Below are 26,390 nucleotides of genomic sequence, written 5' to 3' on the forward strand. Positions count from 1 at the left end.
TAAAATGGCGTCGGCCAACGGACGCCCGGAGGAACCCCCCATGGCTGCCAGCGAATCGGAAACCGGCGGCGCGCTGTTCGAGCGCATCCTCCTTGGCCTGGTCTTTGCCGTGGTGGCCTCGCTGGAGGCCTCGGGTGGGCCGACGCATCTGCTCGTCGCTGGCTTTTTCGCTGCGGCGGCGCTCTATCTGCTGCGCCCGTCGAGCGAAGTCGGCCGGCAGTCGGTGAATTTCGCCGTCGATTTCCTCGCCGTGGGGGCCTTCGCGGCGTTGTGCGACCGCTCGGAGGTGCTGTGGCGGGCGCCGGAGACCTTCGAGGCGCTCTTCCGCCTCTCCCCCGTCGGCGCGGGCTCCGCCGCGGCGCTGTATATCGCCGGCGTCCTCGTGCTGACCGCGCGGTCGCGCATGCCGCTCCGGCTCGCGCTCTTCCTGCTGCCCTTCCTGTTCAGCCTGTTCATCGCGCTCGGGTCGCCTCCGGTGACGAGAGTGGGCGCCGCCCTGTTCCTTGGCCTCGACGTCCCGGAGCCCGTGGCCAAGATCGCCGGCCGCACGCTGGTGCTGTTCGTGCTCAACGAGGCGGTGGTCGTCGGCGTGCCGCTGGCGCTGGGCCGCTTCCTGCCGCGTCAATGGCGCCCGCACGGAATGCTGTTCTTCTCGGCCTTTGTCGCCTCGCTGACGCCCTTCATCGCCGCCGCCGTGCCGGTCTTCATCACGCCTTACGTCCCGCAGCCGCTCGCAGCGGTCGGCGCGGCGCTTGCCGAGGCGGCGGCGCAGGCCGGCCTGTGGGGCGAGACCTATCTCGTCACGCAGGCGCTCGCCGGGCTGCTGCGCGCCACGCCCTCCCTCTCCGCCGTGGTCTACAACGACTGGAAGAGCGGCGCCGAAAAGGGCGCCGTCTATGGCTTCGTCTTCATGGCGCTGGTGATGGCGGTGGGGCTGGTCTCCTCCTGGCCGCTCGCCGCGTCGGTGATCGCGGTCTCCGGGCCCATCGGGGCGGCGCTCATCGGGGCGCTCGCCTATCCGCTGGCGCGCGCCATCATGGAGAGCACGGATTCGACGCCGCCTTTCCTTGGGCGTCTGGAGGAAGCCTATCGTTGCCCTGCCAATTACGCGCGCGGCGCGGTCGCCGGCGTGGCGGTCTCCGTGGCGCTGATGCTCGATTTGCCCGCCGCGAGCGGAACGCACCGCTTCATCTTCGGCGCCCTCACCGGGGCGCTCGCCTTTGCCGGCGTCGATCTCGCCTTCGACTTCTACGAATTGATGCGCGTGCGGCGTCAGCATTTCCGGAGCTGGCGCGTCTATACGCTGGGCGCGCTGCTGGGCGCTTTCGTCGCCGGCGCCATCGCCTGGTATTTCGACGCCGATCAGCTCTCGACGGTGGTGCGCAAATTCTTCGCCTACACCTCGCTCGACTATGCGGCCGACGGACGGCCGATCAACGAATACATCGTGCGCCCGCTGTTCACGAAATGGGGCTCGACCAATCTCGGCCCCGTCAACGGGGGAACGCTGCTTCTCTACGACGAGTCCTGGTCGGGCGTGATCCAGTGGGTGTTCGCGGCGCCGCTGTTCTCGATCAATCTGTTCTTCCTGACCGCGCTCGTGCAACGCAGCCTTCAGCCGCTGCGCCAGCTCGCGAGCTGGGAAGGTCTCGACATGCTGATCGAGAACGCCGTGCGCGTGCTGCGCTGGGGCCTGTGGATGGCGCCGGTCATCTACTCCTTCCTCAAGGCGACGCCGGACCCGACCTGGTACAATCAGGACGGGCTGATCCGCACGGGCGTGGCGACATGGATGAGCTATGTCCTGCCGGACAACGACTTCCGCGCCTGGAGCCTGGACATTTTCACGGCGCTGCTCGCCTATGACGCGATCCGGGTGCTCATCTGGTTCGACCATATGGGCCTGCGCGTGGCGACGCTGGTGAACTTCTCCTTCGTCGGCGGCGACGCGCTGGACGAGTCGGCGGCGCGCTTTCTCGGCAAGGAGCAGACGAGCCGCGCCATCCCGGAAGGCATCCGCCGCTTCGGCACATGGGCGCCGCTGCTGTTGCCCTTCTACATCCCGCGCGGCGCCGAATGGGACAAGGCCTGGACGGCCGCCGAGCAATTGAGCGTGACGCGACCGCCGTCCTACACCTATCTGGTCGGCGGCTATCTCGTTTATGCGGGGCTCGTCGCTCTGGGACTCGTGCTCTTCCTGCTCGGCCGTCTGGCGCAGGCGCAGAAGATCCCGCTCGAGGGCATCACGGGCGGCGGCGGCGTGCCGGGCTCACGGCCGCTGAAGCTCACCAATGGCCTGATGACCAGCGAATGGTTCGAGGACGGGCAGGGCGCGATCCGTATCGAAGGCGTCGCGCGCGGCGGCCCGCCGATCGACCTCACGCGCCGGCCGTTCGATCACGCGCACCCGCGCGGGCGCTTCCTGTTCCTGCGCGAGGCGGGCGGCGAGCTCTGGTCCGTGGGCGAGGCGCCGACGCGCTGTCCCGGCGCCTGCGCGAAGCTCACCGACGCGGGCGAAAACTGCCTCTTCTTCATGGCCGAGAACAACGGCTTCGCGGTCGAGACCCGCATTTCGCTCGCGGCCGACGAGGCGGTGGAGATCCAGCATCTCAAGATCGTGAATCTGCAATCTCGCGCGCGCAAACTCACTATCGCCTCGCTGCGCGAATGGGTCCTCAACGAAACCACGGTGGAGTTGCGCGATCCGCCCTACAACGCCATTCACCTCGGCTCCTGGTATGTGAAGTCGCTCAACGCGATCTTCGCGCAGAACCGGCTGCTCAAGGGCGGCGCGCGCCGCGCCGCCGACCGGCGCCTGTCGCCGGAGATCGGCTTCCACGCCATCGGCGCCGGACCGGACACGAAGATGACTGTCGTCGGCTATGAGGACGTCAAGTCGCGATTCTACGGCATGGGGCCGACAACGGCGCCCGACAGTCTCAACGGGCTCGGCGAATCGCCGCGCAGCCCGGACGACGAGGGGCTGCTCTACGGTTTCCAGCCCATCGCCAGCCTGCATGTCGAGCTCGACATTGCGCCCGGCGGCAGCGCCGAGCTCATCATCGTCGATGGCTGGGCGCGCGACATGGGCCGCGCCACCGACTCCGTCGCGCGCCATCTCGGCGTTCAGGCGGTCGCGCCTGAAATTCTGGACCGCGCCCTGTCGCGCCGCCGTGCGCTGATCATGCCGCCCGCCCCGAAAGATCACCGCTACGCCTTCTCGGCGGACGGGCGCAGCCTGACCCTGGCGCCCGGGACGCCGCGCCCGTTTGCTCATGTCATCGCCAATCCGCTGGGCCATGGCTGCGTGCTCACCAATGACGGAGACATCTTCTCCTTCTCGGTGAACTCGCGTCTCAACAGTTTCACGCCGTTCCGCCTCGGCGAGGGCCGCATGGCGCCGGCGGGGCAGATGATCTACGTCTATGATCTCGCCCGCACGGACGCCTACAGCCCCACCTTCGTGCCGCTGCGCCGGCGCGATACGCGCTATGACGTGACCTATACGCCGGGCGCGGCGATCTTCCGTTCGGAGCGCGATCATCTCGAACTGGAGATGACGGTGTTTGTCAGCCCCGACGAGCCGATCGAATTCCGCCTGCTGAAGATCCGCAACAAATCCGTGCATGAGCGGCTGTTGCAGATCGTGCCGGCGATGGAGATCGTGCTGGCCGAGACGCCGAACGAAAGCCTCGGCCAGATCGAGTCGGTCATCGACGATGATACGCAGGCGATCTATTTCCGTAACCGCCGCAATCATTTCGTCAACGGATGGGCCTTCGTCAGCACATCTATCCACGCCGAATTCGCGGAGACCTCGCGGCGCCGCTTCCTCGGTCACGAGAGCCGCAATCCCTATCTGCCGTATATGGTGGAGCACGGCCATCCCGACGCCGGGGCGCCCGAGCATGAGCGCAAGGTTGCGGCGTTCTGTGGCGCGATCGACGTTCCCGCGGGCGAGGAGGCCGTCGTCGTCGTCGCGCTCGGCCAGACGGGCGCGATGGAGGACGCCAAGCGGCTGGCGCGCATGGCGCGCGATCCGGCTTACGCGAAGAAGCAATACGAGGCGAGCGCCGCCGCCTGGAACGAGCAGCTCTCCGTCCTGCGGATCAAGACCAACCGGCCCGATGTCGACCGTCTCGTCAACGACTGGCTGCCCTATCAGCTCCTTGCGTCGCGCCTGTGGGGCCGCACCGGACCGGCGCAGCGCTCGGGCGCGACCGGATATCGCGACCAGTTGCAGGACGTCATTCCGCTCATTCATCTTGCGCCGGAACGCGCCCGCGCGCAGATCCTCCTGCACGCGCGCCACCAGTATCTCGAGGGCGACGCCGCCAAATGGTGGCACCGCTCGGCGAGCGGCGGCACCGGGCTCGCCGACCGCACGCATTCCTCCGATCCGCATCTGTGGCTGCCCTATGTGGCCATTCGCTATGTGAAGGGCACGGGAGACGCCGGCATTCTGGATGCGGTCGAGACCTTCCTCGAGGCCGCGCCCGTGCCCAAGGATCAGGAAGGCGACGTGACCGTGCCGCTGAAATCGCGCGACAAGGACACGCTGCTCGGCCATTGCGCCCGCGCCATCGACTATTCGCTGGACCGTTTCGGCGCTCATGGCCTGCCGCTCGTCGGCTCGGGCGACTGGGATGACGGCATGCATCTCGTCGGTCCGCTGGGGCGCGGCGAAAGCGTGTGGCTGGGCTTCTTCCTGCACGGAATCCTTGTCGACATCGCGCCGATCTTCGAGGCGAGGGGCGACAAGGCGCGGGCCGACCGCTACCGCGAACGCGCGGAGAAACTCCGCGCGGCGCTGGCGGAGTGCTGGCGCGGCGACCGTTACGTGCGCGACTTCGCGGACGATGGCCGCGAACTGTCGCCGATGAGCGCCATGACGGCGCATTGGCCGACGCTCTCCAATGCGGTCGACGCCGCGCGCGGGCGCGAGGCAATCGAGAAGGCGCTGGCCGTGCTCGGGCGCTCGAACCGGGTTCTGCTCGTCACGCCGCCCTTCAACGAGCATTCGGACCCCTATCCGGGCCGCAGCGCCGAATACCCGCCGGGCGTCCGCGAAAATGGCGGACAATATTCGCACGGCGTGTCCTGGTTCGTCGACGCGCTGGCCAAGCTCGGCGCCCAGGCGAAAACGGGGGGCGACGAAGACGCCGCGGCGGAGCTCTTCCGCCAGGCCTTCGAGACCTGGATCGCGATTTCTCCCATCTCCAAGCTGCGAACGCCGGCGGAGGCGGACATTTATGGTCTTCCGCCGCATCAGCAGCCGGCGGATGTTTATGAAGGCGAGGGCTATGAGGGCCGTGGCGGTTGGGACTGGTATACGGGCGCCGCCGCCCGCATGCTCTCCGCCGCCTACGCCATGCTCGGGCTGGAGTTCGAAAACGGCGAGTTGCGCGCCCGCCCGGACGCCTTCGATCGGAAGGGCGATCTCAGGCTCGAATGTGTCTCCTACCGCGACCGGACCTATACGGCCGAGAACAGCAGGCGCGCGTGATGTAAACAAAAGCGAACGCGGCGTTGACATACGCCGCGTTCGCCGATGCAGGGGTGTCGAACGCAGCCGGGCGCGGAGCCGCCGCCGCGACTCGTGGCGGCGCGCCTGTCAAGTCAGATCACGGGCGGAATGATCTGCAATGAAATGGCCTTGGCGACGCAATGCGCGATCGTTAGGCAATTGAGCTTGTTGCGCGCCGAAGTCAGATAGGAGCGCGCCGTGTTTTCCGCGATGCTGAGAATCTCGGCGACATCGGCGCAAGTCTTGCCCTGTGACGTCCACAAAAGGCATTCGATTTCGCGCCGCGTGAGCTTGGGCCGCTGATCGGCGACACGATGCAATTGGAGTATTCTCCTATGAAGGAGTGCGCCCGCCACGTCGATTTTCCGCATGTTTTCGCGCTTGTATTGCTCCCAGGTCGGCACGGAAAGGTCCGTCGCCGCGGTCACGACGGCAATCCCTCCGTGGGAGCCGCGGATCGGGACGGAAAGACCGCAGCAGATACCAAATTCACGCGCCTCTCCGAATAACTTTTTCACATAAGCTGCGCTTCTATCGAATTCGTCCCAGTCAACTGGAACAATGCTCTGGGACGCGACGGTCAAAAGCGGGATCGATTTTTGCGTAATCTTGATTCAGATAACGGATCTGCCACTCTCTTGGGTAGTTGGTTGCGTGAATAGGCAGATCGCCGGAACCGGGTTTGGTAAAATTGACCGCGAAGTAGCTCAAATATTTGAGGCCCAGACAATTCCTGGCGACTTCGAGGATGTCCAGCGGATCATCCTTCGCGGTCTCTATCTTTCGGATGATTCCTTCGGTCTCCATTTCGCGTCTTCTGGTTGGGCAGAAACTCTGTGCGTTTTGCAAGAGGTTGCTGTTCTGTTCCTGCGTTCTTGTCGAGATCCTCGGCGGCGTATTTGATCATGATCGCTGCTGATGGATGCGAGTGCAAAAGTAGTTTCTGGCAGATCGTCAGCATCGCGCGCAGCTCCTGAAGTGAAACAACGTCGCGGGACTTATTATTGGTCATCACCCGGCCTTGAACGTAGCATTGACCTTTCGAATTGACAACATTCCCTTCCCGCGCGCGATCCTCAAAACGGGGCGCCATAATTTTAGGAATTGACAGGCGTCCTCCCCGTCCGTCGCATGCGAATCACACCGCGCGCGACGGACGGACGCGGCGTCGAATGACGAGAGGGGCGGGAAGCAGCGTCGGCCTTCGGCGCGCCTTACGCGGCGCCGCCGTAGCGGCGATAAACGAACGCCGGCGGCGGCGCATGCGATTCGGTCTCGGCGAAGGCCGCGAAGCGCGCATGATCGGGAGAGAGGGAGCAAGCCGGGTCCGTCGCCGCAGGGTCTCCCGTGACGGCGAAGGCCTGGCAGCGACAGCCGCCATAGTCGATCTCGCGGCGGTCGCAGGAACGGCAGGGCTCCTGCATCCACTCCGTGCCGCGCCAGGCGTTGAAGGCCGCGCCATGTCGCCAGATGTCGCCGAGCGGCCGCTCGCGCACGTCGTCGAAGACAAGGCCGGGCAGCGTTTGCGCCGCATGGCAGGGCAGGGCCTTGCCGGAGGGCGTGACGGCCATGATCGAGCGGCCCCAGCCGCCCGTGCATTGCTTCGGCCGCGTCGCGTAGTGGTCATGGATGACGAAGTCGAAGTTGAGCACGCCCTGAAGCCGCTTCTTCGCCTCCTCGACGATTCCGACCGTCTCCATGAAGATCTCGCGCGTGGGGATGAGCGCCGCGCGATTGATCTGCGCCCAGGCGTAATACTGGATATGGGCGATCTCGATGCGCTGCGCGTCGACCTCGACGGCGAAGTCGATGATCTGCGGCAGATGCGCAATGTTCTGCCGGTGCATGGGCGCGTTGATGGTGAGGCCCATGCCCAGTTCGCGCGTCCAGCGGGCGACGTCGCGCTTCTTCGGCACGCCGCCGTCATAGGCCGAGATGCGGTCGGCGCTTTCCGGCACAATGTCCTGAATGGACACCTGCACATGATCGAGTCCGATTTCCGCAAGGCGCTCCAGCCGCTCGCGCGTCAACAGCACGGCGGAGGTGACGAGGTTGGTGTAAAGGCCGGCCTCGACGGCAGAGGTCAGAATGTCTTCGAGATCGCGCCGCGCGGTCGGCTCGCCGCCCGAGAGATGCAATTGCAGCGCGCCGATCGACGCCGCCTGACGAAAGGTCTCGCCCCATTGGGCGGCGGTCATCTCCACGTTGGATTTTTCGAGCTCCAGCGGATTGGAGCAATAGGGGCACTGCAGCGGACAGCGATGCGTGAGTTCCGCGAGAAGGCCGGCGGGGCCGCCCGCGAAGGGCTGAATCGACATGGCGAATTCGGAAAGGCCCGCCGCCCGGAACGGATCGACGCCGTCGCGCAGGAGACGCTTGTCCGCGAGGCCCTGGAGCAGATTGGTCACGTCGCGTGTGATGATCTCCAGCGGCGCCTTGTATTGCTCGGCGAGGCGCGCGCAGAGATCGGCGATGCGGATCCTCCCGTCGATGGCGGAGAGGACGATCAGGCCGATGGGGTCGAGCTCATAGGCGCCCTCGGGCGCGAGAATGACCGTGCGGCCGCGCGCGCGATCCTCGTGCAGGCGCGCATAGCGCGTGAAGGCGGGGCGGGACTCCGGGCCGATGATGTAGCGGGTGGCGGTCATGATGTTTCTTCGTGGGGGCCCTGGACCCCCTCCCTGTCCCTCCCCCGCAAGCGGGAGAGGGGACGCTCACGATCAGCGTTCTCGATAACGTCCCGGCTCTGCTCCCTCTCGCGCGAAGCGGGGGAGGGTTGAGGTGGGGGTCACTCCGGCCGCCAGGCGCCCGGCGGGATGAGCCCCGGCGTGACATAAGCGTGATGCAGGGCGTCGAGCTGCGCCCATAGGACGTCGCATTTGAAGCGCACGGCCGCGACGCAGGCTTCCTGCTCCTCTCTCGTGCGCGCATTGTCGAGCACATAGGCGAGCGCGAATTCGGAGTCGCGCGGCGCCTGCGACAGGCGGCGCTTGAAATAGGCCATCACATGGTCGTCGACGAAGTTGTAGTTCTCCAGCATGCCGGCGATGCGCTCGCGGTGGATCGAGGGCGCGAAGAGTTCGGTCAGCGACGACGCCACCGCGACGACGAGCGGCTGCTCGACGACGAAACGCACATAGGCCTCCACCGCGAATTTGGTGGCGGGGAGGGCGCCGCGGCGCGAGGTCACGTAATCGCGCGAGAAGCCGAGCGCGTCGGTGAGCACAAGCCAGCGCTCGATGCCGCCGGCCTCCTCGCCCAGTCCGTCGTGATCGTGGATGCGGTGAATCCATTCGCGGCGCAAGTCGCGGTCGTGCACGCGGCTCATGAAGGCGGCGTCCTTGCGCGGCACGGCCTCCTGATAGCAGTAACGATTGAGCGCCCAGGCGGCGACCTGGTGCTTTTGCAACTTGCCGCCATGGAGCAGTTTATGGAACTCGTGCTTGTCGTGATAGCGCTCGACGCCGACATTCCGGATGGCGGCTTCGAAATCGGCCCTCGAGAGCGGCGCGGCGTCGCGCCAGTCGGTCACGATCTGATTCATCTCAAAGCTCCATCCGCATTGGTCAGGCCAGTCACATGGCGCCTTCGTTGGTCTGCGACATGACGTCGGAGACCTTGCCGCGCTTCACGAGGCACCGCCAGGGGGCGCGATCCGGGCCGACGCCGAGGGTCACGGTATTGGCCGCTTCGGAGCTGACTGCGCCGATGATCGCGACCTTGGGGTTGTGAGTCTTGCTCTTGACGGCGCGAACGCAGGCCTGCCGGTCGCGGCCGGGAACGGCTGCGTCAATGAACGGCTTCTCCGCAGGCGCGGCCTTGGTTGGCTCCGTCGCGGCGGCGCCGGCGTCGCGCTTGTTTTCCGCCGCGCGACAGCCTTCCTTGTAGGACGCCCCATGCTGATTGTCGTCCCAGCGTCCCGCCGCGCAATCGGCGTAGCCGCGCTTGTATTCGCGCTGCGATGCGCTCGACGCCCAGGCGCCCGTCGCAAAAACCAGGACGCAGGCGGATGCGGCGCCGAAACATCTCACTTTCGAAATGATGTTCATAATGTCGCCTCCATGCCATCCGCGCCAATCTCCCAACCCGCCGCGTTGACGGCGGCGCGCTGCGGCGAGTTTGCGTCGAGGACCGGGTTCGAATTGTTGATATGCACGTAAATCTTGCGCGCGACGTTGAGCGGCGCGAAAGCGGCCATGGAGCCGTCGTCGCCGCTCATGTTCACGTGACCCATGCGCGAGCCGGTCTTGCCCATGAGACCCTGCTCGATCATCTCGTTCTCGTGGAACAGCGTGCCGTCGAAGAAGACGAGCGCGGCGCCGCGCAGGCGGGCGGCGAGCGCCTCGTCCACCCTCGCGCATCCGGGAATGTAGAAGAAGGACTTGCCGGTCCTGGTCTCGATGACTTCGAGACCGAGCGTGTCGCCGGCGCTGGTTCCGAAATTGGGCGCGTTTTTGTCTTCGAGATAGAGCGCGATCTTGCCCGGCACGGGGAAGGCGCGGATCGAGAGACCCAGATCGACCCCCGCGCCGGTAAGCGCGACTGTCTCGTCCATCGGCAGTTCGACGCGCGGCACGAGTTGCGGCTGGAGGATGGTGAAGATCGGATTGGCGGCCAGCGCGCCGAGCACGCGGCCCGCCGCATAAACGCTGAAGGGCTGCGCCTCGCGCAGATTCAGCAGTCCCGCGACATGATCCACGTCGCCATTGGTGAGCGCGACGGCCTTGATCGGGCTGGCGCGCACGGGGTCGCCCTCGGCGGGCGCGAGCTGCGGCGCGGCGGCGATCTGCTCGCGCAGGTCGGGCGAGGCGTTGAGAAGGACCCAATTGACGCCGTCGGCGCTCGCCGCGAGCGAAGATTGGGTGCGCGGCGAAAACCCCGGCGCGCGCGCGCGCACCGCGCGGCAATTGGCGCAATTGCAGTTCCACTGCGGGAAGCCGCCGCCGGCGCCCGAGCCCAGAATTCTGATCCGCATCGCGTCTCAAGGCGGCGCGCGGCGCGCCGTTCTCCCGTCTCTTGTTGATGTTGTTGGCGCGCACTATGCACCCTCGGCGCGACGGCGCAAGTGCGGCAAATTTGCCTTTGGTTAACCCAGACAGGCAAGTTTCCTGTTGGCGGCGAAACGGCCGCGCCCCGCTTTCGTCGCTTTCTCGGGTAAGAACAGGGATCGGCCGGCGTCCTCGTGAGCGAGGCACTGCCTTCCCGGCCGCGCTGGATCGGCTATTTGCGCATCGCCTCTGTGACATTCACGGCCTTCCTTGCCGCGACGCTCCTGTCGGGATGCGTCTCCGATGGCGCGCGCATGGTCGACGGCCATGTCGCCAACGCGGTCTCGCTGATGTCCGCGCCGCAGGGAGAACCGAACCGCGTGCCGCTGTTCGTGGCGTCCACCCGACGCGGAGAGGCGGCGGTCGACGACGGGCGCGCGCATTTCTCTCTCACCGCGATCGGCGTGCCGCAGAGCCATCAGCCGGGCGTGATCGAACGGCCGAGTTTCGGCGGCGCCGACCACAGCCGTCACTTCACCGTGCTGTCCAAGAGCGGCATGGACGAAGAGGAGTTCTTCAGCCAGGTCGCCTCCTATGTGTCGGGCCGCGTCGGCAGTTCGCGCGACATTCTGCTTTACGTGCACGGCTTCAACACCAGCCTCGACGAGGCCCGTTTCCGTCTGGCGCAGATTGTCTCCGACGGCGGCTTCGCGGGCGTTCCGGTGCTCTTCACCTGGAATTCACGCGGCGGGCTTTTCAATTACGAGTCGGACAAGGAAGCCGCGACCGTCTCGCGCGACGCCCTGGAGAAGGTTCTTCTGGCGCTGGGCAGGACGCCGGGCGTGGGGCGCGTTCACATTCTCGCGCATTCCCTGGGCGCCTGGCTCTCGATGGAAACGCTGCGCGATGTCGCCATCGCGGGCCATCCCGACCTCGACGGCCGGCTCGGCGAGGTCATGCTGGCCAATCCGGATATCGACCTCAACGTGTTCCGCCAGCAGATCGCGCGGATCGACCCGGGGCATGTGTCCATCTTCGTCGCCAAGAATGACCGCGCGCTGACGCTGTCCTCGCGCATCGCGGGCGCCCGGACGCGTCTCGGGGCCATGGACCCCGAGAAGCCTGAGGACAAGGCCGCGCTCGACCGGCTCGGCGTGTCGGTGCACGACATTTCGTCCTTCTCGACGGATTTCATCGGCCACGGCGCCTTCGCCGAGGCGCCGGACGTGGTGCGCCGGATCGGCGCCCATATCGGCGCGCCGCGCGCGCAGGACGCCGAAACGCAGGCCGTTCCCGATTTCCGGGGGCAGGACACCGGCGGCCCGGTCGAGCCGCCCCCGCCGCCGGCGGCGAGCAGCAAGGTCGAGAGTTCCCCGCTGCCGCCTGTGGCGGGACGGTAGGAAACGGTTGAGAGACGCCACAATACGCGCTATTTCTTACATTACCGGCATCGATCTAAAGGTGTAAGAAATTGGCAGACATCGCGACGCTATCCGCCAAATTTCAGATTTCCATCCCCAAGGGAGTCCGTGAAAGCCGGAACTGGAAGGCTGGTCAGCGCTTTGCCTTCATTCCCAAGAGCGCGGGGCTTTTGCTCGTGCCCGTGCCGGAGCGTGACCAGCTTGCCGGGATCGCCAAAGGCGCCAGTGCGGAAGGCTATCGCGATCGAAAAGACCGGTTTTGATGCGCCTCGTCGACACGTCGGCCGTGATTGAGTGGCTGATCGCCTCACCGACGGGCGAGACCCTTGCGCCGCAATTGCCGGATCAGGACGCCTGGCTTGTGCCGACGATGGTGCAAATGGAGCTCGCCAAGTGGCTGACGCGGGAGATGAGCGAAGAAAAAGCGGATCAGGTCATCGCCTTCACGCAACTCTGCGTGGTGGCGCCGCTCGACACCGCCATTGCTCTGGCTGCGGCCGAGATTGGCGCTCAGCACAGCTTGGCCTCTGCGGATGCGATTATTTACGCGACTGCGCTCGCTTATGGCGCAGACCTTCTGACATGCGACGCCCACTTCAGGGGATTGCGAGGCGTGATTTACATCCCCAAGCAGCAATAAACCCGCGCCGGCGCCTAGGCCTCCCCCTCGCTCTCCTGAGTCTTCTCCGCCTCCGCTTTCATGAGCGCATTGTAGCGCTTCACGCTCAAGGGGATCATGGCGAGGAAGGCGACGCTGACCACCGACAGCACCTCTATCGGATAGGTCGCGAGCAGCAGCGCCGTCACGCCCACGCCGAACAGCACGGGAATCACGAGATCGCGCGGGATGCGGCCGATGCGCTTGCCGGAGAAATGCGGGATGCGGCTCGCCATCAGGAAGGCGATGGCCAGCACGTAGAGAATGTAGAAGGGCACGAGCGCCTTGGAGGCGGGCAGCTCCAGCACCGAAAAATGCAGATAGAGCGGCAGCAGCACCGTCACGGCGCCGGCGGGGGCCGGCATGCCGACGAAGAATTCCGCCTGCCAGGCCGGCTTGCCGGGATCGTCGATCATCACATTGAAGCGGGCGAGCCGCAGCGCGCCGGCGATGGCGAAGGCGAGCACGGCGAACCAGCCGAGACCCTTGATCTCGTGCAGGCTCCACAGATAGAGCAGCAGCCCCGGCGCCACGCCGAAGTCGACGAAATCGGCCAGCGAGTCCAGCTCGGCGCCGAAGCGCGAGGTGCCCTTGATCGCGCGGGCCAGACGGCCGTCGAGGCCGTCGAGCACGGCCGCCGCCATGATGGCGGTGACGGCCTTCACGAAATCCTCTTCGATCGCATATCGGATCGCCGTGAGGCCCATGCAGAGCGCGAGCAGCGTGACGAGGTTGGGCAGCACCACGCGCAGCGGGATGTTGCGAAACCGCAGCCGCCGCAGCTCGGACGCCGAAAGCTCGAAACCCTGCAAATCGTCGCTCATCTTTTTTCGCCTCAGCCGGTCTTGAAGGTCAGCGCTGCCGCTTCGGCGGTCATGTCCGCCAGCACCGTCTCGCCGGCGATGGCGCGCGCGCCCACCGCCACCATGGCGCGGGCGGATGACGGCATATAGACATCGACGCGCGAACCGAAGCGGATCAGGCCGAAACGGTCGCCCACGCCCAGGCTCTCGCCTTCCTTCACGAAGCAGACGATGCGGCGCGCGACGAGGCCGGCGATCTGCACGACGCCGAAGCGTCCGCGCGGCGTCTCGATCACGAGGCCGTTGCGCTCATTGTCCTCGCTCGCCTTGTCGAGGTCGGCGTTGATGAAGATGCCGGGCTTATAGGCGATCTTCGCGACGCGGCCGGTGACCGGCATGCGGTTCACATGGCAGTCGAAGACGCTCATGAAGACGGAGATGCGCTGCAAGGGTTCGGCGCCCATGCCCAGCTCCGGCGGCGGCAGGAAGAAGCCGACCGAGCAGACGACGCCATCGGCCGGCGAGACGACGAGCCCGTCCTTCAGCGGCGTCACGCGCGGCGGATCGCGGAAGAAATAGACGCACCAGGCGGTGGCGATGAAGCCGATCCAGCCGAGCGTCGGCGAAATCCAGTCGAGCACGAAGGCCGCCACGGCAAAGGCCGCGATGAAGACATAGCCCTCGGGGTGAATCGGCACGAGAACTTTGCGAACGGAGTCGATGACGGACATGGGGGGCTCCCGTTGCGCGGCGCCCTGAGTGATTCCCGGGCCTGCGTTTCGTCGCGCCTGTTTGCCATTTTGCGCCGGTAAAGTCACGGGCGCCGCGCGCGGGTCTGGCCCCTCGCTGTCCGGCGTAGCGGGGTGATGGCGGGAGAGGGGTGCGCTCGTGAGTGGGGCGCTCTCGATGAAGGCCCGCATCTGCTCCCTCTCCCGCGACGCGGGGGAGGGATGGGGTGGGGGCTCTGCTCCTAGTATCCCGGCAACCGCCATATCCGGCACGACCCGCCCGCCGCCAGCGCGGGCTCGCCGGGCTCGCGGATGAGTAGCGCCTGCGACTGCGCCAGCTCCGTCAGCAGGGACGAATCCTGCATCGGCAGCGGCGTCGCGACGAGGCGCCCCTCGGCGTCCCGCGTGAGCCGCGCGCGCATGTAGTCGCGCCGTCCCTTGTTGGGGGGAAGGTCGGCGCCGGCGACGGCGCGCTCGGTCTGGTCCATGCCGGCGTCGGGATCGCCCTGGAGGGCGCGCAGGAGCGGCGCCAGAAACACCAGCGCGCAGACGATCGACGCCACCGGATTGCCCGGCAGGCCCAGAATATGCGCCGCGCCCAGCCGCCCGGAGATCAGCGGCTTTCCCGGCCGCATGGCGATCTTCCAGAAATCCAGCGTCATGCCCTGACGGGCCAGCGCCGGGCGCAGAAGATCGCGGTCGCCGACCGACGCGCCGCCGAGCGTGACGATCACATCCGCCTGCGCGTCGCGGGCGAGGCCGATGGCGCGCTCCAGTTCCGTGAGGTCGTCGCGGAAAATGCCGAGGTCGATCACCTCCGCGCCCGCGTCCCCGGCGATGGCGCCGACCGCGAAGCTGTTGCAGGCGATGATCTGTGACGGTCCAGGCTCCGCGCCGGGCGGGACGAGCTCGTCGCCCGAAGCGATCAGCGCCACGCGCGGACGGCGGGCGACGGGAAGAGTCGCATGGTTCATCGCCGCCGCCAGCGCGAGTTCCGCCGGCCCGAGCCGCCGGCCGGCCGAGAGCGCCGCGAGCCCCTCGCTGAAATCGAGGCCAGCCGTGCGGATATGAGCGCCGGCGGAGGCGCCCGGCCGCGCGCGCAGGGCGCCGTCGGCGGCCTCCGCGTCTTCCTGCAGCAGGATGGCGTCGGCCCCGGCGGGGACGGGGGCGCCGGTGAAGATGCGCACGGCCTCTCCGGGCGCCAGCGGCGCATTGTAGCCATGGCCGGCGGCGCTTTCGCCAACGAGCCTGAGTGGCCCCGCGGCGAGGTCGGCGGCGCGCAGGGCGTAGCCGTCCATGGCCGATACGTCGACCGGCGGCTGGGTGCGTTTCGCCACCAGATCGCGGGCGAGCGTCCGCCCGCGCGCGGCGGCGAGGCTCACATCCTCATCGCCGAGCCGGTCGGCGCCAGCGAGGACGCGGGCGAGGGCGTCGTCCACGGGAAGAAGCTTGTTGTCGGACATCGTTCCTCTCAGCTTGTTCCCCTCTCTCCGCTTGGCGGGAGAGGGTAGCTGGCAAGAGTCACGCGGCGGCCTGCCCCTCACCCTCGCTTCGCTCGACCACTCCCCGCAAGCGGGGAGAGGTTAATCCCGGCGCCAGTCGCCGCTCTTGCCGCCCTGTTTCTCCACCAACTCCACGCCCTCGATGCGCATGGCGCGATCGACGGCCTTCAGCATGTCGTAGATCGTGAGACAGGCGACGGAAACGGCGGTCAGCGCCTCCATCTCGACACCCGTCTTGCCGGTGACCCCGGCCTCGACCTCCACCCGCAGGCCCGGCAGCGACTCGTCCGGCGCAATCTCCACCGTGACGCTCGAAAGGGGCAGGGGATGACAAAGCGGGATGAGGTCGCTCGTCTTCTTGGCCGCCATGATCGCCGCGACGCGCGCGACGCCGAGGACGTCGCCTTTCTTCGCCTGCCCGGCGAGGGCGAGCGCCAGTGTTTCCGGCGCCATCACGACACGCCCGCGCGCCCGCGCGATCCTTTTGCTGTCCGCCTTGGCCGAGACGTCCACCATATGGGCGTCGCCGGTGGCCGTGAGATGGGTCAATACGGTCATGGCCGCTCTCTGCGCGCTGGCGCGGGCTCTGGCAAGGCCCTCAGCCGTTCAGAAGTTTGCGCGTCGCCGCCTCGACATCCTCCTGCCGCATCAGGCTCTCGCCGACGAGGAAGGCGAAGATGTGGGACTTCTCCAGCCGCAGACAGTCGTCATGGGTCATGATGCCGCTCTCGGCCACGAGAATCCTGTCGCGCGGCACTTTCTCGGCGAGGCGTTCGCTCGTCTCCAGAGAGACGCTGAAGTCGTGCAGATTGCGGTTGTTGACCCCGATGAGCCGCGTCTCCAGCGCAAGGGCGCGATCGAGTTCGCGCTCATTGTGCACTTCGACCAGAACGTCCATGCGCAAGTCGTGCGCGGCGGTGTTGAGCGCCTTGGCCTCTTCGTCGCTCACGGCGGCCATGATGATGAGGATGCAGTCGGCGCCCCAGGCGCGCGCCTCGAAGACCTGATAGGGGTCGAAGAGGAAGTCCTTGCGGATCGCCGGAAGATGCGTGGCCTTGCGGGCGGCCTCCAGATCTTCGAGCTTGCCCTTGAACGACGGGCCGTCCGTCAGCACCGAGAGGCAGGCGGCGCCGGCCTTCTCATAGGCGCGCGCCAGCGCGGGCGGATCGAAATGCTCGCGGATCACGCCTTTGGACGGGCTCGCCTTCTTGATTTCCGCGATGAGCGCGATGCGGCGCTGGTTCAGTTTGGCCTCGATGGCGTGAACGAATCCGCGCGGCGGATCATGGTCACGCACCTTGCGCTCCAGCGTGGCCATGGGCATGCGCACCTTGGCCTCCGAAATTTCCGTGCGCTTGTAAGCTTCAATCCGGTCGAGAATATCGGTCATGTCATCGCGCCTGAGGACCGCGCGCCGCGCGCCGCCCGTGATTTGTTAAATGAATAGCCGATTGCCGCCCGCAATCCTATACCCGCCGATGCCCCGCCGTGCGTGCGGCCGTCGCTCATGCGTTGGAGTGCTTCACCAGCGCCTCGAGTTTTCGCGCCGCCGCGCCGCTGTCGAGCGCCTGCGCCGCCAGCCCGGCGCCCTCGCGCAGATCGGCGGCGCGCCCGGCCACCACCAGCGCAATCGCGGCGTTGAGCACGGCGATGTCGCGATAGGCGCTCCTCTCGCCCGCCAGCACGGCGCGCAGCGCGCGCGCATTATGGGCGGGATCGCCCCCCACGAGTTCCTGCGCGGTGGCGCGCGGCAATCCCGCGTCCTCCGGGCGGATATCGAAGGCGCGGATGGCGCCGTCTTCCAGCGCCACGACATGGGTGACGCCCGTCGTCGTCGCCTCGTCCAGACCGTCCTCGCCATGCAACAGCCAGACGCGGCGCGAGCCCATGTCGCGCAGCGCCCGGGCGAGGGGCTCCAGCAGGGCGGGGGAATAGACGCCGATGGTCTGCTGCTCGACTCGCGCTGGATTGCACAGCGGCCCGAGCACATTGAAGATCGTGCGCACGCCAAGCTCCGCGCGCACGGGGGCGGCGTGGCGCAGGGCGGGGTGATGCGTCGGCCCCGCCATGAAGCAGATGCCCGCCTCGCGCAGGCAGGCGGCCGCGGCCGTCGCGGGGATGCCCACCTTGACGCAGAGTTCGCCCAAAACGTCCGAGGCGCCCGAGCGGGAGGACGACGCCTTGCCGCCATGTTTGGCGACGACGGCGCCGGCGGCGGCGGCGATGATCGCGGCGAGCGTCGAGATATTGTAGGTGCCCGCGCCGTCGCCGCCGGTGCCGACAATGTCGATCGCGCCGGGGGGCGCCTCCACGGGGGTCATGACGGCGCGCATGGCCTCGGCCGCGCCGATGATCTCGTCGACGGTTTCGCCGCGCAGGCGCAGGCCCATCAGGAAGGCCCCGAGCTGGGCCGGCGTCGCCGCGCCCTCGAAGATCAGCGAGAAAGCGGCGCGCGCCTCGTCGCGGGCCAGCGGCTGGCCTTCGGCAACGGTGGCGAGATAGGGTTTGAAATCCTGCATTGAGGGTTTGCCCCCTCCCCAACCCTCCCCCGCTTTGCGGGAGAGGGGGCACATTCGGGCCTTGATCAAGACTGCTGTTCGCGAGCGTCCCCTCTCCCGCGTCAGCGGGACGGGGAGGGGGTCAAGCCACCTTCCGTCTCCCGCCCTCGTTCCACTCCTGCGCGAGATCGAGGAAATTCTGCAGGATTTTGTGGCCGTGCTGCGAGGTGATGCTCTCCGGATGGAACTGCACGCCATGCACCGGCAGCGTGTTGTGGGAGAGCGCCATGATCAGCCCGTCGGGCGTCTCGGCGGTGACGCGGAGGCAGTCGGGGAGGGTCTCGCGCTTCACGACGAGCGAGTGATAGCGGGTCGCCTGAAACGGCCCCTCGATGCCGCGGAACACGGCGTCGCCCTTGTGCAGAATGGTCGCCATCTTGCCGTGGATCGGCAGCGGCGCGCGGATCACTTCGCCGCCGAACACCTCGCCGATGGACTGATGGCCGAGGCACACGCCGAAAATCGGAACCGTCTCGGCGGCGGCGCGGATCAGGTCCATGCAGATGCCGGCCTCGTGCGGCGTGCAGGGGCCGGGCGAGAGGACGATGGCGTCCGGCGTGGCCGCGAGCACCTCCGCCACGGACACGGCGTCATTGCGATGCACCGCGACATTCGCGCCGAGCTGGCCGAAGTAGTGAACCAGATTGAAGGTGAAGCTGTCGTAATTATCAATCAGCGTGACGTTTGACATGTTCTTTCCGCCGCCTGCGCGCCCCGCGGGATCTGCCGGGATTTTCCAATAGGCCCAGGGGGCCTGTTAGGCAACCTTTCGGGCCTTCAGCCGGGCCGCTCATGGCGCCGGCGCCCGCTTCGGGAACCGCCAATCCGGCCGGGCCTCCCGGATCATCATGATTTCGGCGAGCGATTGCCGCGTGAGAAGCCCCACGAGGCGTCCGTCGGAATCGACCACGCCCACCGGATCGCCCTGGTTCAGCGTCGGCAGGGCCACGTCGACGTTGTCCCGGGCGCCGATGAGCGCCAGCTCCTTGCGCGCGAAGGGAGCGACCGGCGCTCCGGGATCGGACTCGCGCAGCGCGTCGACGATCTCGCCGCGCGAGAGCAGACCCGCCGGCCGCCCGGCGGCGTCGACGACGGGGAAATCGTCCTGGGACGTTGCGAGAAGCGTGTCTATGGCCTCGCTCACGGTGGCGCCGCGGCCGATGGTTGCGATGCGCGTCTCCATGGCGTCCACGGCCGGCAGACCGCGCGCGGCCTCGGCCATCGTGGTCATCTGCGCCTCTCCCGCCGCCGCCATGAAGACGAAGAACGCGATGAACAGAAGCATGGGGTTGCCGAACAGCCCCGCGAGTCCGAGCAGAAAGGCGAAGCCCTGGCCGACGGCCGCCGCGACGCGGGTCGCGTTCGCCTGGCCGAGCCACATGGCCAGCGCCGCCCGCAGCACGCGCCCGCCGTCCATGGGGAAAGCGGGAATCATGTTGAAGATGGCGAGGAAGATGTTCGTCGCCGCGAGCCGCTCCAGCATGCCGACGGAGGGATTGGCGATCTGCGCGGCCTCGTGGAGGTTGAAGGCCCCGGAGACGGCGAGCAGCGCCCCCGCGATGAGCACATTGACCGCCGGCCCCGCGATGGCGACCAGCAGTTCCTGCCAGGGCTTCTGCGGCATCGACTCCATGTCCGCCACGCCGCCGATCGGCAGCAGCGTGACTTCCGGCGAGACGATCCCGAAGCGCCGCGCGGTGAGGATGTGGCCAAACTCGTGCAGAACGACGCAGAGAAAGACGGCTGAAATGAACAGCACGCTCTGGCCGGCGGCCTCGGCGCCGCCGCGCTGGAAGGCGGCCATGCCAATCCAGGCGAGGAAGATCAACAGCGTGACGTGAATGCGCACGGCGGTTCCCCTGAAGGTGCCGAGCGTGAAGGACCAGCGCATGAGAAACGCCCCGGAGCGTGCAAGAACCCCTGAAACATAGGGCGTTGGCGCAGTTCGCGCCAGAGCGCGGGACGGCGGGGGCCAAACGCAAAAGCGCCGGCGAGACGCCCCGGGGGCTTCTGCCGGCGAAGGTTGTTGATGAAGAAGGGCAGGCGGGAGTTACAGACGATAACGGATCTGATCGGTCCAGAAGCGCTCCAGACGGGTGAGCGACTGGTTGAGGTTGCGGAATTCGTCGCTGGAGACGCCGCCGATCTGCGCGACCGTGGTGGCGTGCTTGTCGTAGAGCTGGGCGACGATGTCGTGCACTTCCTTGCCCTTGGGCGTGAGGCTGATGCGCACCGAACGGCGGTCCAGGCGCGAGCGGGCGTGATGCAGATAGCCCATCTCGACGAGCTTCTTGACGTTGTAGGAGACGTTGGAGCCCAGGTAATAGCCGCGCGTGCGCAGCTCGCTCGCCGTCAGCTCCTTGTCGCCGATATTGTAGAGCAGCAGCGCCTGCACGGCGTTGACGTCGCCACGGTCGCGGCGGTCGAATTCATCCTTGATGACGTCCAGAAGGCGGCGGTGAAGACGCTCGACGAGGGTGAGGGCTTCCAGATACACCGGGCGGATTTCGCCGACGCGTTCGTCCTGCGCGGGCTGGGGGGCGGTTTTCATGGCGGCGCTCATCTTCTTCTCCATCCGATGCGTGTCGCATCTCTTGCTTGATGGGCTCAAATTATCGCGCCACGGATGAACTTGAGTTTAAACAACAGACTGAATCGCGCGTTTACCCAGAGTCCCGCTCTTTGGGTGAATGAAAACTGAACTGCAACCGGCGATTTAGACTTAAACGGCTGTTAACGCCGGCTCCGGCTCCGGTAACAAACGCCGGTCATTTGTTAAGATGCGCGGCTTGGGCGGTTAACGGCGTCGCGGCGTCGACGACAGAGGTCAGGTTGGGATGACGTACGATCTTACGGTCTTCATTGCCCGCTTCGAACCCTTCCACAATACGCATCTCGCCATTCTTCAGGCGGCGCTTGCGCGCGCGCGTCGCCTGGTCGCGCTCGTCGGATCGTCCGGAATGGCGCGAACTCCGAAACATCCCTGGAGCTTCGAGGAGCGTGCGGACATGATCGCCGCTGCGCTTGGAGACGACGCGGCGCGCGTGATGGCGCTGCCGTTGCCGGATCATCTCTACAACGAAAACAGATGGCGCGCGGAAACTCAGTCGCGCGTCGCGCGCGTCGCCGGCGCCAATACGAAGATCGCGCTGCTCTGCCCCGGCGCGCTCGCGCAGGCGTTTCCGCAATGGGCGCCTCTCGACGTCGATGCGCCGCGCGCGCCCCCGGCGCGAGCGTTCCGCGATGCGCTGTTCAGCGACGCGGGCGACGGCTTGCGGTTCCTTGAAACGCATACGCCGGCGCCTGTCCGCGACAGGATCGCGGCGTTTCGGGACACGCCGGCCTTCGACGAGCTGCGCGAGGAATATCGCTGTGTCGAAGAGGTGCGCGCGGCCTGGTCGCACACGCCCTATCCGCCGATCTTCGTAACTGTGGATTCACTTGTCGCGCATTCGGGCCACGTGCTTTTGATCGAGCGCAAGAATCGGCCGGGGCAGGGGCTCTGGGCGCTGCCCGGCGGCTTTGTCGAGCCGGAGGAATGGCTGCGCGACGCCGCCATTCGCGAGCTGCGCGAGGAAACCTCGATCGAGCTGTCGACGGCCGAATTGCTCGGGAGCCTGCGCGCGCGGGCCGTTTTCGACCATCCCGACCGCTCGCTGCGCGGGCGCACCATTTCCAACGGCTTCTACTTTGACTTTCCCTCTGGCGCGCTGCCGAACGTTCAGGGCGGGGACGACGCCGCTTGCGCGAGATGGGTTCCCATGTCCGAGCTCGATGGGTTGCGGGGGAGAATGTTCGAGGACCACTTTTTCATGATCGAACATTTCCTCGGCCTTTGCTGAACGCAAATTCGCGAAGGCCGGCGCCTCATCGAGAAGGACGCGGCTCCTGCTGCTTCGCCGCCGCCGCCCGGCGCCGGCGGCGCTCACGCAGGCGATGCGCGTCGAAATCGCGTCCGGCCTCGAAGGTCAGCGCGAAATACAAAAGGATGAGAATGGCGTTGACGCCGATGAGCCAGTAGCCGCCGATGAAGAAGCCCGGCATGCTGAGCGTGAGGAAGATCTGCGCGCTCGCGATGAGCAGCCATAGCACGCCGCCCCAAGGCGTCGCGAGCCACAGTCCGACGCCGGCGACGAGATCCAGCACGGCGAAGAAGATCACCGCGAAGGCGGCGTTCTGCGGCATGGTGTCGAAGATCGACTGGTTCGCCATGAGAACGATGCGCCAATGCATCAGTCCCTGCATCAACCAGAACAGCGCGACGATGCGCATGAAGCGCGACAGCAGCATGCCCCATCTGGCCGCGTCGCCGGCCGGGCCGGGATCGCCGACGCGGATCGGCCGGTACGGATCGTCGCCGTCGTCGTAGATGCTCGGATCGGCCATCAGCGGTCTCCGCAGCCGAAGGTGGAAACCGGTTCGCCGAAGAAAGCGCGATGGCCTTGCCCCTCACCCCAACCCTCTCCCCGCAAGCGGGGAGAGGGAGTCCGGGGCGCGATCGGCGCGCTCCCTCTCCCCGTGAAACGGGGAGAGGGTTGGGGTGAGGGGCAGGGCCGAGAGGCGCTATCGTGGTTCATTTTCAGCGGCCTGCTAGCGAGAGCGCTCTATTGTCCCCGGCGGGCGCGGGCGGCGAAACGCACGGCTTCCTCGGCCGCGCGGAACAGCGCCTTCGCCTTGTTCACGCATTCGCGGTTCTCATACTCCGGCTCGCTGTCATAGACGACGCCGGCGCCCGCCTGAACATGCATCTTGCCGTCCTTCACGATCGCCGTGCGCAGCACGATGCAGGTGTCCATCTGCCCGGCCGAGCCGAAGTAGCCGATGCAGCCGCCATAGATGCCGCGCTTGTCGGTCTCGAGCTCGTCGATGATTTCCATGGCGCGCACTTTCGGCGCCCCTGAAACCGTGCCAGCCGGAAAGCCCGCCGCCAGCGCGTCGATGCAGTCGAAACGCGCGTCGTCCAGCTCGCCCTCGACATTCGAGACGATGTGCATGACGTGGCTGTAGCGCTCGATCGTGAAGCTGTCGGTGACGCGCACCGTGCCGGTCTTCGCGACGCGGCCGACGTCGTTGCGGCCGAGATCGAGCAGCATGAGATGCTCGGCGCGCTCCTTCTCGTCGGCGAGAAGCTCGGCGGCGAGGCGCTCGTCCTCGGCCTTCACGTCGCTGCGCCAGCGCGTGCCGGCGATGGGGCGGATCGTAACCTTGCCCTCCGCGACGCGCACGAGAATTTCCGGGCTCGAACAGACGATCTGGAAATCGCCGAAATCGAGGAAGCACAGGAAGGGCGCCGGGTTGACGCGGCGCAGCGCGCGATAGAGCGCGAAGGCGGGCAGTTCGAAGGGCGCGGTGAAGCGCTGCGACAGCACGACCTGAAAAATGTCGCCCGCGCGAATATATTCCTTGGCGCGCTCCACCATTTCCAGGAAGCGCGGCTTCGGCGTGTTGGAGACGGGCTCGGCGGTCAGCAATTGCGGATCGCAGCCGGCGTCGCGGTGATCGAGCGGCGCCTCCAGCGTCGCGACGATTTTATCGAGGCGCGCGAGCGCCGCCTCATAGGCGGCCCTGGCGGGGACGCCGGGCCGCGGGCGCACGGGGGTCACGACCGAGATTTCGTCGCGCACTGTGTCGAAGACGACCATGACGGTCGGGCGCATCAGCAGCGCGTCGGCGACGCCGATCCGGTCTTCCTTCGCCGGCGCCAGACGCTCCATCTGGCGCACCATGTCATAGCCGAGATAGCCGAACACGCCCGCCGCCATGGGCGGCAGTTGCGGGCTGGACGCCGGAATCGCCGACTCGGCGATGAGCTGCCGCAGCGCGACGAGCGGCGGCGCGTCGCAGGAGACGAAAGCGGTCTTGTCGGCGAGGGCGTCGCGGTTGATCTCGGCCCGGTCTCCGACGGCGCGGAAGAGCACGTCCGGATCGAGGCCGATCATCGAGTAACGGCCCCGCGCGGCGCCGCCTTCGACCGATTCCAGAAGGAAGGTCGAGCCGGCGCGGTCGCGCGAGAGCTTCAGATAGGCCGAGACCGGGGTCTCCAGATCGCCGACGAGGCGGGTGACGACGAGCCGGGGACGGCCGGCGTCGTAATCGGCGGCGAAGCCCCCGAAGTCAGGCTCGAACATGGCGCCGGTCACTCTTCCTTGCCCGCTCCGGTGGCGGCTTCGAGAGCCTTCTGGTTGATCTCGACGTTGAACGCCTTTTCGAGGCCGCCGACATATTGCTCCAGCAGGTCGTTCTGAAGCGCGGGCTTCAGCTGCTCGGCAATGGTCTTCGACTCGATCGAGGTCGGGTCGAAGGGCGGCGTCTGCGCGTCCTTGACGACGAAGATCAGCCGGCCGTCATCCACCGTGACCGAGCCCGAGCCGCCCGGCGCGACCTCGAAGAACTGCACGATGGTGTTGATGGCGAGGTCGGGCCGCTGGGCGCGCTTCACGTCGGTGGCGCGCTTGACCTCCAGCTTGAGGCCCTTGGCGACGTCGTCGATTGACTGGCCGCCCTTGATCCTGGCGACGATCTCGTCGGCCTTGGCGGAGAGCGCCTTCTGGGCGTTCTCGGCGCGCATGGCGTCGGCGACCGTATCCTTCACTTCCTCGAAGCTCTTCTGCCGGGCGGGCTCGATGGCGTTGACCTCGAACCAGACATAGCCGCCGTCGCGGGTGGCGACGGTCTCATTGTCGACGCCCACATCTGAGGCGAAGGCGGCCTTGAGCAGGTCGGCGCCCGCCGGGACCTCGATCGCCTTGCCGTCCTTGCCGCGGCCCGCGTCGTCGACCGCGTCGATCACGCGGGTCTGGGCGCCGGCGCCGGCGGCGGCTTCGGCCAGCGGCTTGCCGGCGGCGCGCTGATCCTCGATCGCGTCATGCAGGCGACGCACTTCGGGGCCGGCGCGCTGGACGGCGATCTCGCCCTTGAGCTCGGACTTGGCCTGTTCGAAGGTCTTGGTCGTAACCGAGGGGACGATCTTCTTCACGACGGAAACGACCGTGCCGAAGGCGTTGGTGACAGGCTGGGCGATTCCCGGCTGGGTCAGGGCGAAGACGGCCTCGCCCACCTTGGCGTCGCCGAAGTCGCGCTTCTCGACCAGGCCGAGATTGACGTCCTTGGGGTTGCGCTTGAGTTCGGCGGAGAGCGCATCGACATCCATGCCCCCCTTCAGCCTGGCGACGGCGTCCTGGGCCTCCTTCTCGGTCTTGAAGACGAGCTGGCTGACCTCGCGCTTCTCCGGCGTGCCATACCGCTTGCCCTTCACGTCCTCATAGAGCTTGCGGGCGTCGTCGTCGGAGACCTCGTTGATCTTGGCGAGGGTCGCGGGGCTCGCTTCGACGACGGTGAGCTTGCGGAATTCCTTGGCGCGGAAGGTCTGCTCCCGCTCGTCGAAATATTTCTTGAGCTCCTCGTCCGAGGGCTTCGCCGCGTCGCCCGCGGCCGAGACCGGCAGCACGAAATAGTCGACGGAGCGCGCCTCGTTGCGGAAGCGATGGATCGCCTCGATCATCAGCTTGGGCGGCTCGACGCCTGTAATGACGATGTCGGTCAAGGCCTTGTGCAGATAGGCGGCCTTCTGCTCGGCGAGGAAGCTGCGCTCCGTGTAGCCGGCGTCGCGGGCGATGGCCTTGAACTTCTCGGCGTCGAACTTGCCGTCCGTCTGGAAGGCCTTTTCATTCGCGATCAGGCGCTGCGCCGTCTCGTCGCCGGTGGCGAGGCCCATGTTCCGAGCCTTCTGGTCCAGCGCGACCTCGGTGATCAGGCGCTCCAGCACCTGGAGGTCCATGCCGGCGCGATGCGCCTCCTCGGCGGTCACGGCGCGGCGCATCCGCTGCTGCACGCGGCGCAGGTCGTTCTGGAAGGCGGAGCGGAACTGTTCGACCGTCACTTCGCCAGAGCCGACCTTGGCCAGCCGCTGGGACGTGAAGCCGCGGAAGACGTCGCCAATTCCCCAGATCGCGAAACTGATGACAATGACGCCCATGACAACCGCCATGATGGCGCGGCCGATCCAGTTCTGCGATGCGACGCGCAGGCCCTCGAGCATTTTCCGGTTCCCTTTTTCCCGATTTTTGGAGGCGGCTCCGCCCCGTAATTGGCGGCGGACTATAGGGAGGGGCGACGCCTGTGGCAATGAGCCGCGCGCATATGGCGGCGCGCGCGTCGATATGCGTCATTGCCGCACCAGCTTGGCCATGTTGAATCCGGGGCGAG

General features: G+C 67.0%; 24 protein-coding genes. 5 read left to right on the plus strand and 19 right to left on the minus strand.

The genetic code is table 11. From position 1 onward, the window contains the following. Nucleotides 1-40 precede the first annotated feature (40 nt). Entirely contained in the window at nt 41-5,506 is a 5,466-nt protein-coding gene (locus ACR652_RS03465) for a GH36-type glycosyl hydrolase domain-containing protein (RefSeq protein ID WP_434505126.1), read from the plus strand. Nucleotides 5,507-5,619: 113 nt separating this feature from the next. On the opposite strand, the gene ACR652_RS03470 is transcribed toward ACR652_RS03465, so the two are convergent. From ACR652_RS03470 to pqqB, 7 genes are all read right to left on the minus strand, one after another. Beyond that, complete coding sequence (locus ACR652_RS03470) at nt 5,620-6,045, minus strand: LuxR C-terminal-related transcriptional regulator (RefSeq protein ID WP_434505127.1); 426 nt, start codon at nt 6,043-6,045, stop codon at nt 5,620-5,622. Nucleotides 6,046-6,076: 31 nt separating this feature from the next. Continuing rightward, nucleotides 6,077-6,334, minus strand: a complete 258-nt coding sequence (locus ACR652_RS03475; protein WP_434505128.1) for an autoinducer binding domain-containing protein — start codon at nt 6,332-6,334, stop codon at nt 6,077-6,079. Next, nucleotides 6,288-6,539, minus strand: coding sequence for a hypothetical protein (locus ACR652_RS03480; RefSeq protein ID WP_434505129.1), 252 nt, complete (start codon nt 6,537-6,539; stop codon nt 6,288-6,290). The genes ACR652_RS03475 and ACR652_RS03480 overlap by 47 nt, the downstream gene beginning before the upstream one ends. Nucleotides 6,540-6,741: 202 nt before the next feature. Continuing rightward, on the minus strand, nt 6,742-8,175 hold the full coding sequence (gene pqqE / locus ACR652_RS03485; RefSeq protein ID WP_434505130.1) for a pyrroloquinoline quinone biosynthesis protein PqqE: 1,434 nt from the start codon (nt 8,173-8,175) through the stop codon (nt 6,742-6,744). Nucleotides 8,176-8,315: 140 nt separating this feature from the next. Then, the gene (pqqC, locus tag ACR652_RS03490) at nt 8,316-9,071 is read right to left on the minus strand and encodes a pyrroloquinoline-quinone synthase PqqC (RefSeq protein WP_434505131.1); all 756 of its coding nucleotides are present in this window, start codon (nt 9,069-9,071) and stop codon (nt 8,316-8,318) included. A 31-nt stretch (nt 9,072-9,102) separates the two neighbouring features. Then, complete coding sequence (locus ACR652_RS03495; RefSeq protein WP_434505132.1) at nt 9,103-9,576, minus strand: hypothetical protein; 474 nt, start codon at nt 9,574-9,576, stop codon at nt 9,103-9,105. Beyond that, complete coding sequence (gene pqqB / locus ACR652_RS03500; protein WP_434505133.1) at nt 9,573-10,502, minus strand: pyrroloquinoline quinone biosynthesis protein PqqB; 930 nt, start codon at nt 10,500-10,502, stop codon at nt 9,573-9,575. The genes ACR652_RS03495 and pqqB overlap by 4 nt, the downstream gene beginning before the upstream one ends. Nucleotides 10,503-10,709: 207 nt before the next feature. Here pqqB and ACR652_RS03505 point away from each other — a divergent pair, with 207 nt between their 5' ends. The 3 genes from ACR652_RS03505 to ACR652_RS03515 all read left to right on the plus strand — a co-directional run bounded on the left by ACR652_RS03505 (nt 10,710) and on the right by ACR652_RS03515 (nt 12,576). Further along, nucleotides 10,710-11,915, plus strand: coding sequence for an alpha/beta hydrolase (locus tag ACR652_RS03505; RefSeq protein WP_434505134.1), 1,206 nt, complete (start codon nt 10,710-10,712; stop codon nt 11,913-11,915). 71 nt (nt 11,916-11,986) lie between these two features. Then, the gene (locus tag ACR652_RS03510; RefSeq protein WP_434505135.1) at nt 11,987-12,199 is read left to right on the plus strand and encodes an AbrB/MazE/SpoVT family DNA-binding domain-containing protein; all 213 of its coding nucleotides are present in this window, start codon (nt 11,987-11,989) and stop codon (nt 12,197-12,199) included. Beyond that, on the plus strand, nt 12,199-12,576 hold the full coding sequence (locus tag ACR652_RS03515; RefSeq protein WP_434505136.1) for a type II toxin-antitoxin system VapC family toxin: 378 nt from the start codon (nt 12,199-12,201) through the stop codon (nt 12,574-12,576). The genes ACR652_RS03510 and ACR652_RS03515 overlap by 1 nt, the downstream gene beginning before the upstream one ends. A 14-nt stretch (nt 12,577-12,590) precedes the next feature. Here the strand turns inward: ACR652_RS03515 and pssA are convergent, their stop codons facing one another. The 9 genes from pssA to ldtR all read right to left on the minus strand — a co-directional run bounded on the left by pssA (nt 12,591) and on the right by ldtR (nt 20,748). Further along, complete coding sequence (gene pssA, locus ACR652_RS03520) at nt 12,591-13,418, minus strand: CDP-diacylglycerol--serine O-phosphatidyltransferase (protein WP_434505137.1); 828 nt, start codon at nt 13,416-13,418, stop codon at nt 12,591-12,593. Nucleotides 13,419-13,429: 11 nt separating this feature from the next. Next, a complete protein-coding gene (locus ACR652_RS03525) occupies nt 13,430-14,128 on the minus strand; it encodes a phosphatidylserine decarboxylase (protein ID WP_434505138.1) in 699 nt (232 codons plus the stop codon). Between the two features lie 239 nt (nt 14,129-14,367). Beyond that, the gene (locus ACR652_RS03530; protein WP_434505139.1) at nt 14,368-15,588 is read right to left on the minus strand and encodes a molybdopterin molybdotransferase MoeA; all 1,221 of its coding nucleotides are present in this window, start codon (nt 15,586-15,588) and stop codon (nt 14,368-14,370) included. A 120-nt stretch (nt 15,589-15,708) separates the two neighbouring features. After that, complete coding sequence (moaC, locus tag ACR652_RS03535; RefSeq protein ID WP_434505140.1) at nt 15,709-16,185, minus strand: cyclic pyranopterin monophosphate synthase MoaC; 477 nt, start codon at nt 16,183-16,185, stop codon at nt 15,709-15,711. A 40-nt stretch (nt 16,186-16,225) separates the two neighbouring features. Beyond that, nucleotides 16,226-17,017, minus strand: coding sequence for an indole-3-glycerol phosphate synthase TrpC (gene trpC, locus ACR652_RS03540; RefSeq protein WP_434505141.1), 792 nt, complete (start codon nt 17,015-17,017; stop codon nt 16,226-16,228). Between the two features lie 115 nt (nt 17,018-17,132). After that, a complete protein-coding gene (gene trpD / locus ACR652_RS03545; protein WP_434505142.1) occupies nt 17,133-18,146 on the minus strand; it encodes an anthranilate phosphoribosyltransferase in 1,014 nt (337 codons plus the stop codon). 121 nt (nt 18,147-18,267) lie between these two features. Next, entirely contained in the window at nt 18,268-18,876 is a 609-nt protein-coding gene (locus ACR652_RS03550; RefSeq protein WP_434505143.1) for an anthranilate synthase component II, read from the minus strand. A 99-nt stretch (nt 18,877-18,975) separates the two neighbouring features. Then, nucleotides 18,976-20,076 carry a site-2 protease family protein gene (locus ACR652_RS03555; RefSeq protein ID WP_434505144.1) on the minus strand — a complete coding sequence of 367 codons (1,101 nt, stop codon included), beginning with the start codon at nt 20,074-20,076 and terminating at the stop codon, nt 18,976-18,978. A 159-nt stretch (nt 20,077-20,235) separates the two neighbouring features. Continuing rightward, complete coding sequence (gene ldtR / locus ACR652_RS03560) at nt 20,236-20,748, minus strand: transcriptional regulator LdtR (protein ID WP_434505145.1); 513 nt, start codon at nt 20,746-20,748, stop codon at nt 20,236-20,238. Nucleotides 20,749-21,022: 274 nt separating this feature from the next. Between ldtR and ACR652_RS03565 the strand changes: the two genes are divergently transcribed. Beyond that, the gene (locus ACR652_RS03565; RefSeq protein ID WP_434505146.1) at nt 21,023-22,027 is read left to right on the plus strand and encodes a bifunctional nicotinamide-nucleotide adenylyltransferase/Nudix hydroxylase; all 1,005 of its coding nucleotides are present in this window, start codon (nt 21,023-21,025) and stop codon (nt 22,025-22,027) included. 25 nt (nt 22,028-22,052) lie between these two features. On the opposite strand, the gene ACR652_RS03570 is transcribed toward ACR652_RS03565, so the two are convergent. The 3 genes from ACR652_RS03570 to ACR652_RS03580 all read right to left on the minus strand — a co-directional run bounded on the left by ACR652_RS03570 (nt 22,053) and on the right by ACR652_RS03580 (nt 26,223). Further along, nucleotides 22,053-22,571 (minus strand): DUF6163 family protein, encoded by a 519-nt coding sequence (locus ACR652_RS03570; RefSeq protein WP_434505147.1) that lies wholly within the window; start codon nt 22,569-22,571, stop codon nt 22,053-22,055. Between the two features lie 218 nt (nt 22,572-22,789). Beyond that, nucleotides 22,790-24,313 carry an anthranilate synthase component I gene (trpE, locus tag ACR652_RS03575; protein WP_434505148.1) on the minus strand — a complete coding sequence of 508 codons (1,524 nt, stop codon included), beginning with the start codon at nt 24,311-24,313 and terminating at the stop codon, nt 22,790-22,792. A gap of 8 nt (nt 24,314-24,321) precedes the next feature. Next, a complete protein-coding gene (locus ACR652_RS03580; protein WP_434505149.1) occupies nt 24,322-26,223 on the minus strand; it encodes a SurA N-terminal domain-containing protein in 1,902 nt (633 codons plus the stop codon). Nucleotides 26,224-26,390: the final 167 nt, after the last annotated feature.

Source organism: Methylocystis sp. (assembly GCF_051061225.1).
GTDB lineage: Bacteria > Pseudomonadota > Alphaproteobacteria > Rhizobiales > Beijerinckiaceae > Methylocystis.

Excerpts from the sequence above, each read along its gene's own strand:
- ACR652_RS03465 (WP_434505126.1), top strand. The coding sequence starts at position 41 with ATGGCTGCCAGCGAATCGGAAACCGGCGGCGCGCTGTTCGAGCGCATC.
- ACR652_RS03475 (WP_434505128.1), bottom strand. The coding sequence starts at position 6,334 with ATGGAGACCGAAGGAATCATCCGAAAGATAGAGACCGCGAAGGATGAT.
- ACR652_RS03480 (WP_434505129.1), bottom strand. The coding sequence starts at position 6,539 with ATGACCAATAATAAGTCCCGCGACGTTGTTTCACTTCAGGAGCTGCGC.
- pqqE (WP_434505130.1), bottom strand. The coding sequence starts at position 8,175 with ATGACCGCCACCCGCTACATCATCGGCCCGGAGTCCCGCCCCGCCTTC.
- pqqC (WP_434505131.1), bottom strand. The coding sequence starts at position 9,071 with ATGAATCAGATCGTGACCGACTGGCGCGACGCCGCGCCGCTCTCGAGG.
- ACR652_RS03495 (WP_434505132.1), bottom strand. The coding sequence starts at position 9,576 with ATGAACATCATTTCGAAAGTGAGATGTTTCGGCGCCGCATCCGCCTGC.
- pqqB (WP_434505133.1), bottom strand. The coding sequence starts at position 10,502 with ATGCGGATCAGAATTCTGGGCTCGGGCGCCGGCGGCGGCTTCCCGCAG.
- ACR652_RS03515 (WP_434505136.1), top strand. The coding sequence starts at position 12,199 with ATGCGCCTCGTCGACACGTCGGCCGTGATTGAGTGGCTGATCGCCTCA.
- pssA (WP_434505137.1), bottom strand. The coding sequence starts at position 13,418 with ATGAGCGACGATTTGCAGGGTTTCGAGCTTTCGGCGTCCGAGCTGCGG.
- ACR652_RS03525 (WP_434505138.1), bottom strand. The coding sequence starts at position 14,128 with ATGTCCGTCATCGACTCCGTTCGCAAAGTTCTCGTGCCGATTCACCCC.
- ACR652_RS03530 (WP_434505139.1), bottom strand. The coding sequence starts at position 15,588 with ATGTCCGACAACAAGCTTCTTCCCGTGGACGACGCCCTCGCCCGCGTC.
- moaC (WP_434505140.1), bottom strand. The coding sequence starts at position 16,185 with ATGACCGTATTGACCCATCTCACGGCCACCGGCGACGCCCATATGGTG.
- trpC (WP_434505141.1), bottom strand. The coding sequence starts at position 17,017 with ATGACCGATATTCTCGACCGGATTGAAGCTTACAAGCGCACGGAAATT.
- trpD (WP_434505142.1), bottom strand. The coding sequence starts at position 18,146 with ATGCAGGATTTCAAACCCTATCTCGCCACCGTTGCCGAAGGCCAGCCG.
- ACR652_RS03550 (WP_434505143.1), bottom strand. The coding sequence starts at position 18,876 with ATGTCAAACGTCACGCTGATTGATAATTACGACAGCTTCACCTTCAAT.
- ACR652_RS03555 (WP_434505144.1), bottom strand. The coding sequence starts at position 20,076 with ATGCGCTGGTCCTTCACGCTCGGCACCTTCAGGGGAACCGCCGTGCGC.
- ldtR (WP_434505145.1), bottom strand. The coding sequence starts at position 20,748 with ATGAGCGCCGCCATGAAAACCGCCCCCCAGCCCGCGCAGGACGAACGC.
- ACR652_RS03565 (WP_434505146.1), top strand. The coding sequence starts at position 21,023 with ATGACGTACGATCTTACGGTCTTCATTGCCCGCTTCGAACCCTTCCAC.
- ACR652_RS03570 (WP_434505147.1), bottom strand. The coding sequence starts at position 22,571 with ATGGCCGATCCGAGCATCTACGACGACGGCGACGATCCGTACCGGCCG.
- trpE (WP_434505148.1), bottom strand. The coding sequence starts at position 24,313 with ATGTTCGAGCCTGACTTCGGGGGCTTCGCCGCCGATTACGACGCCGGC.
- ACR652_RS03580 (WP_434505149.1), bottom strand. The coding sequence starts at position 26,223 with ATGCTCGAGGGCCTGCGCGTCGCATCGCAGAACTGGATCGGCCGCGCC.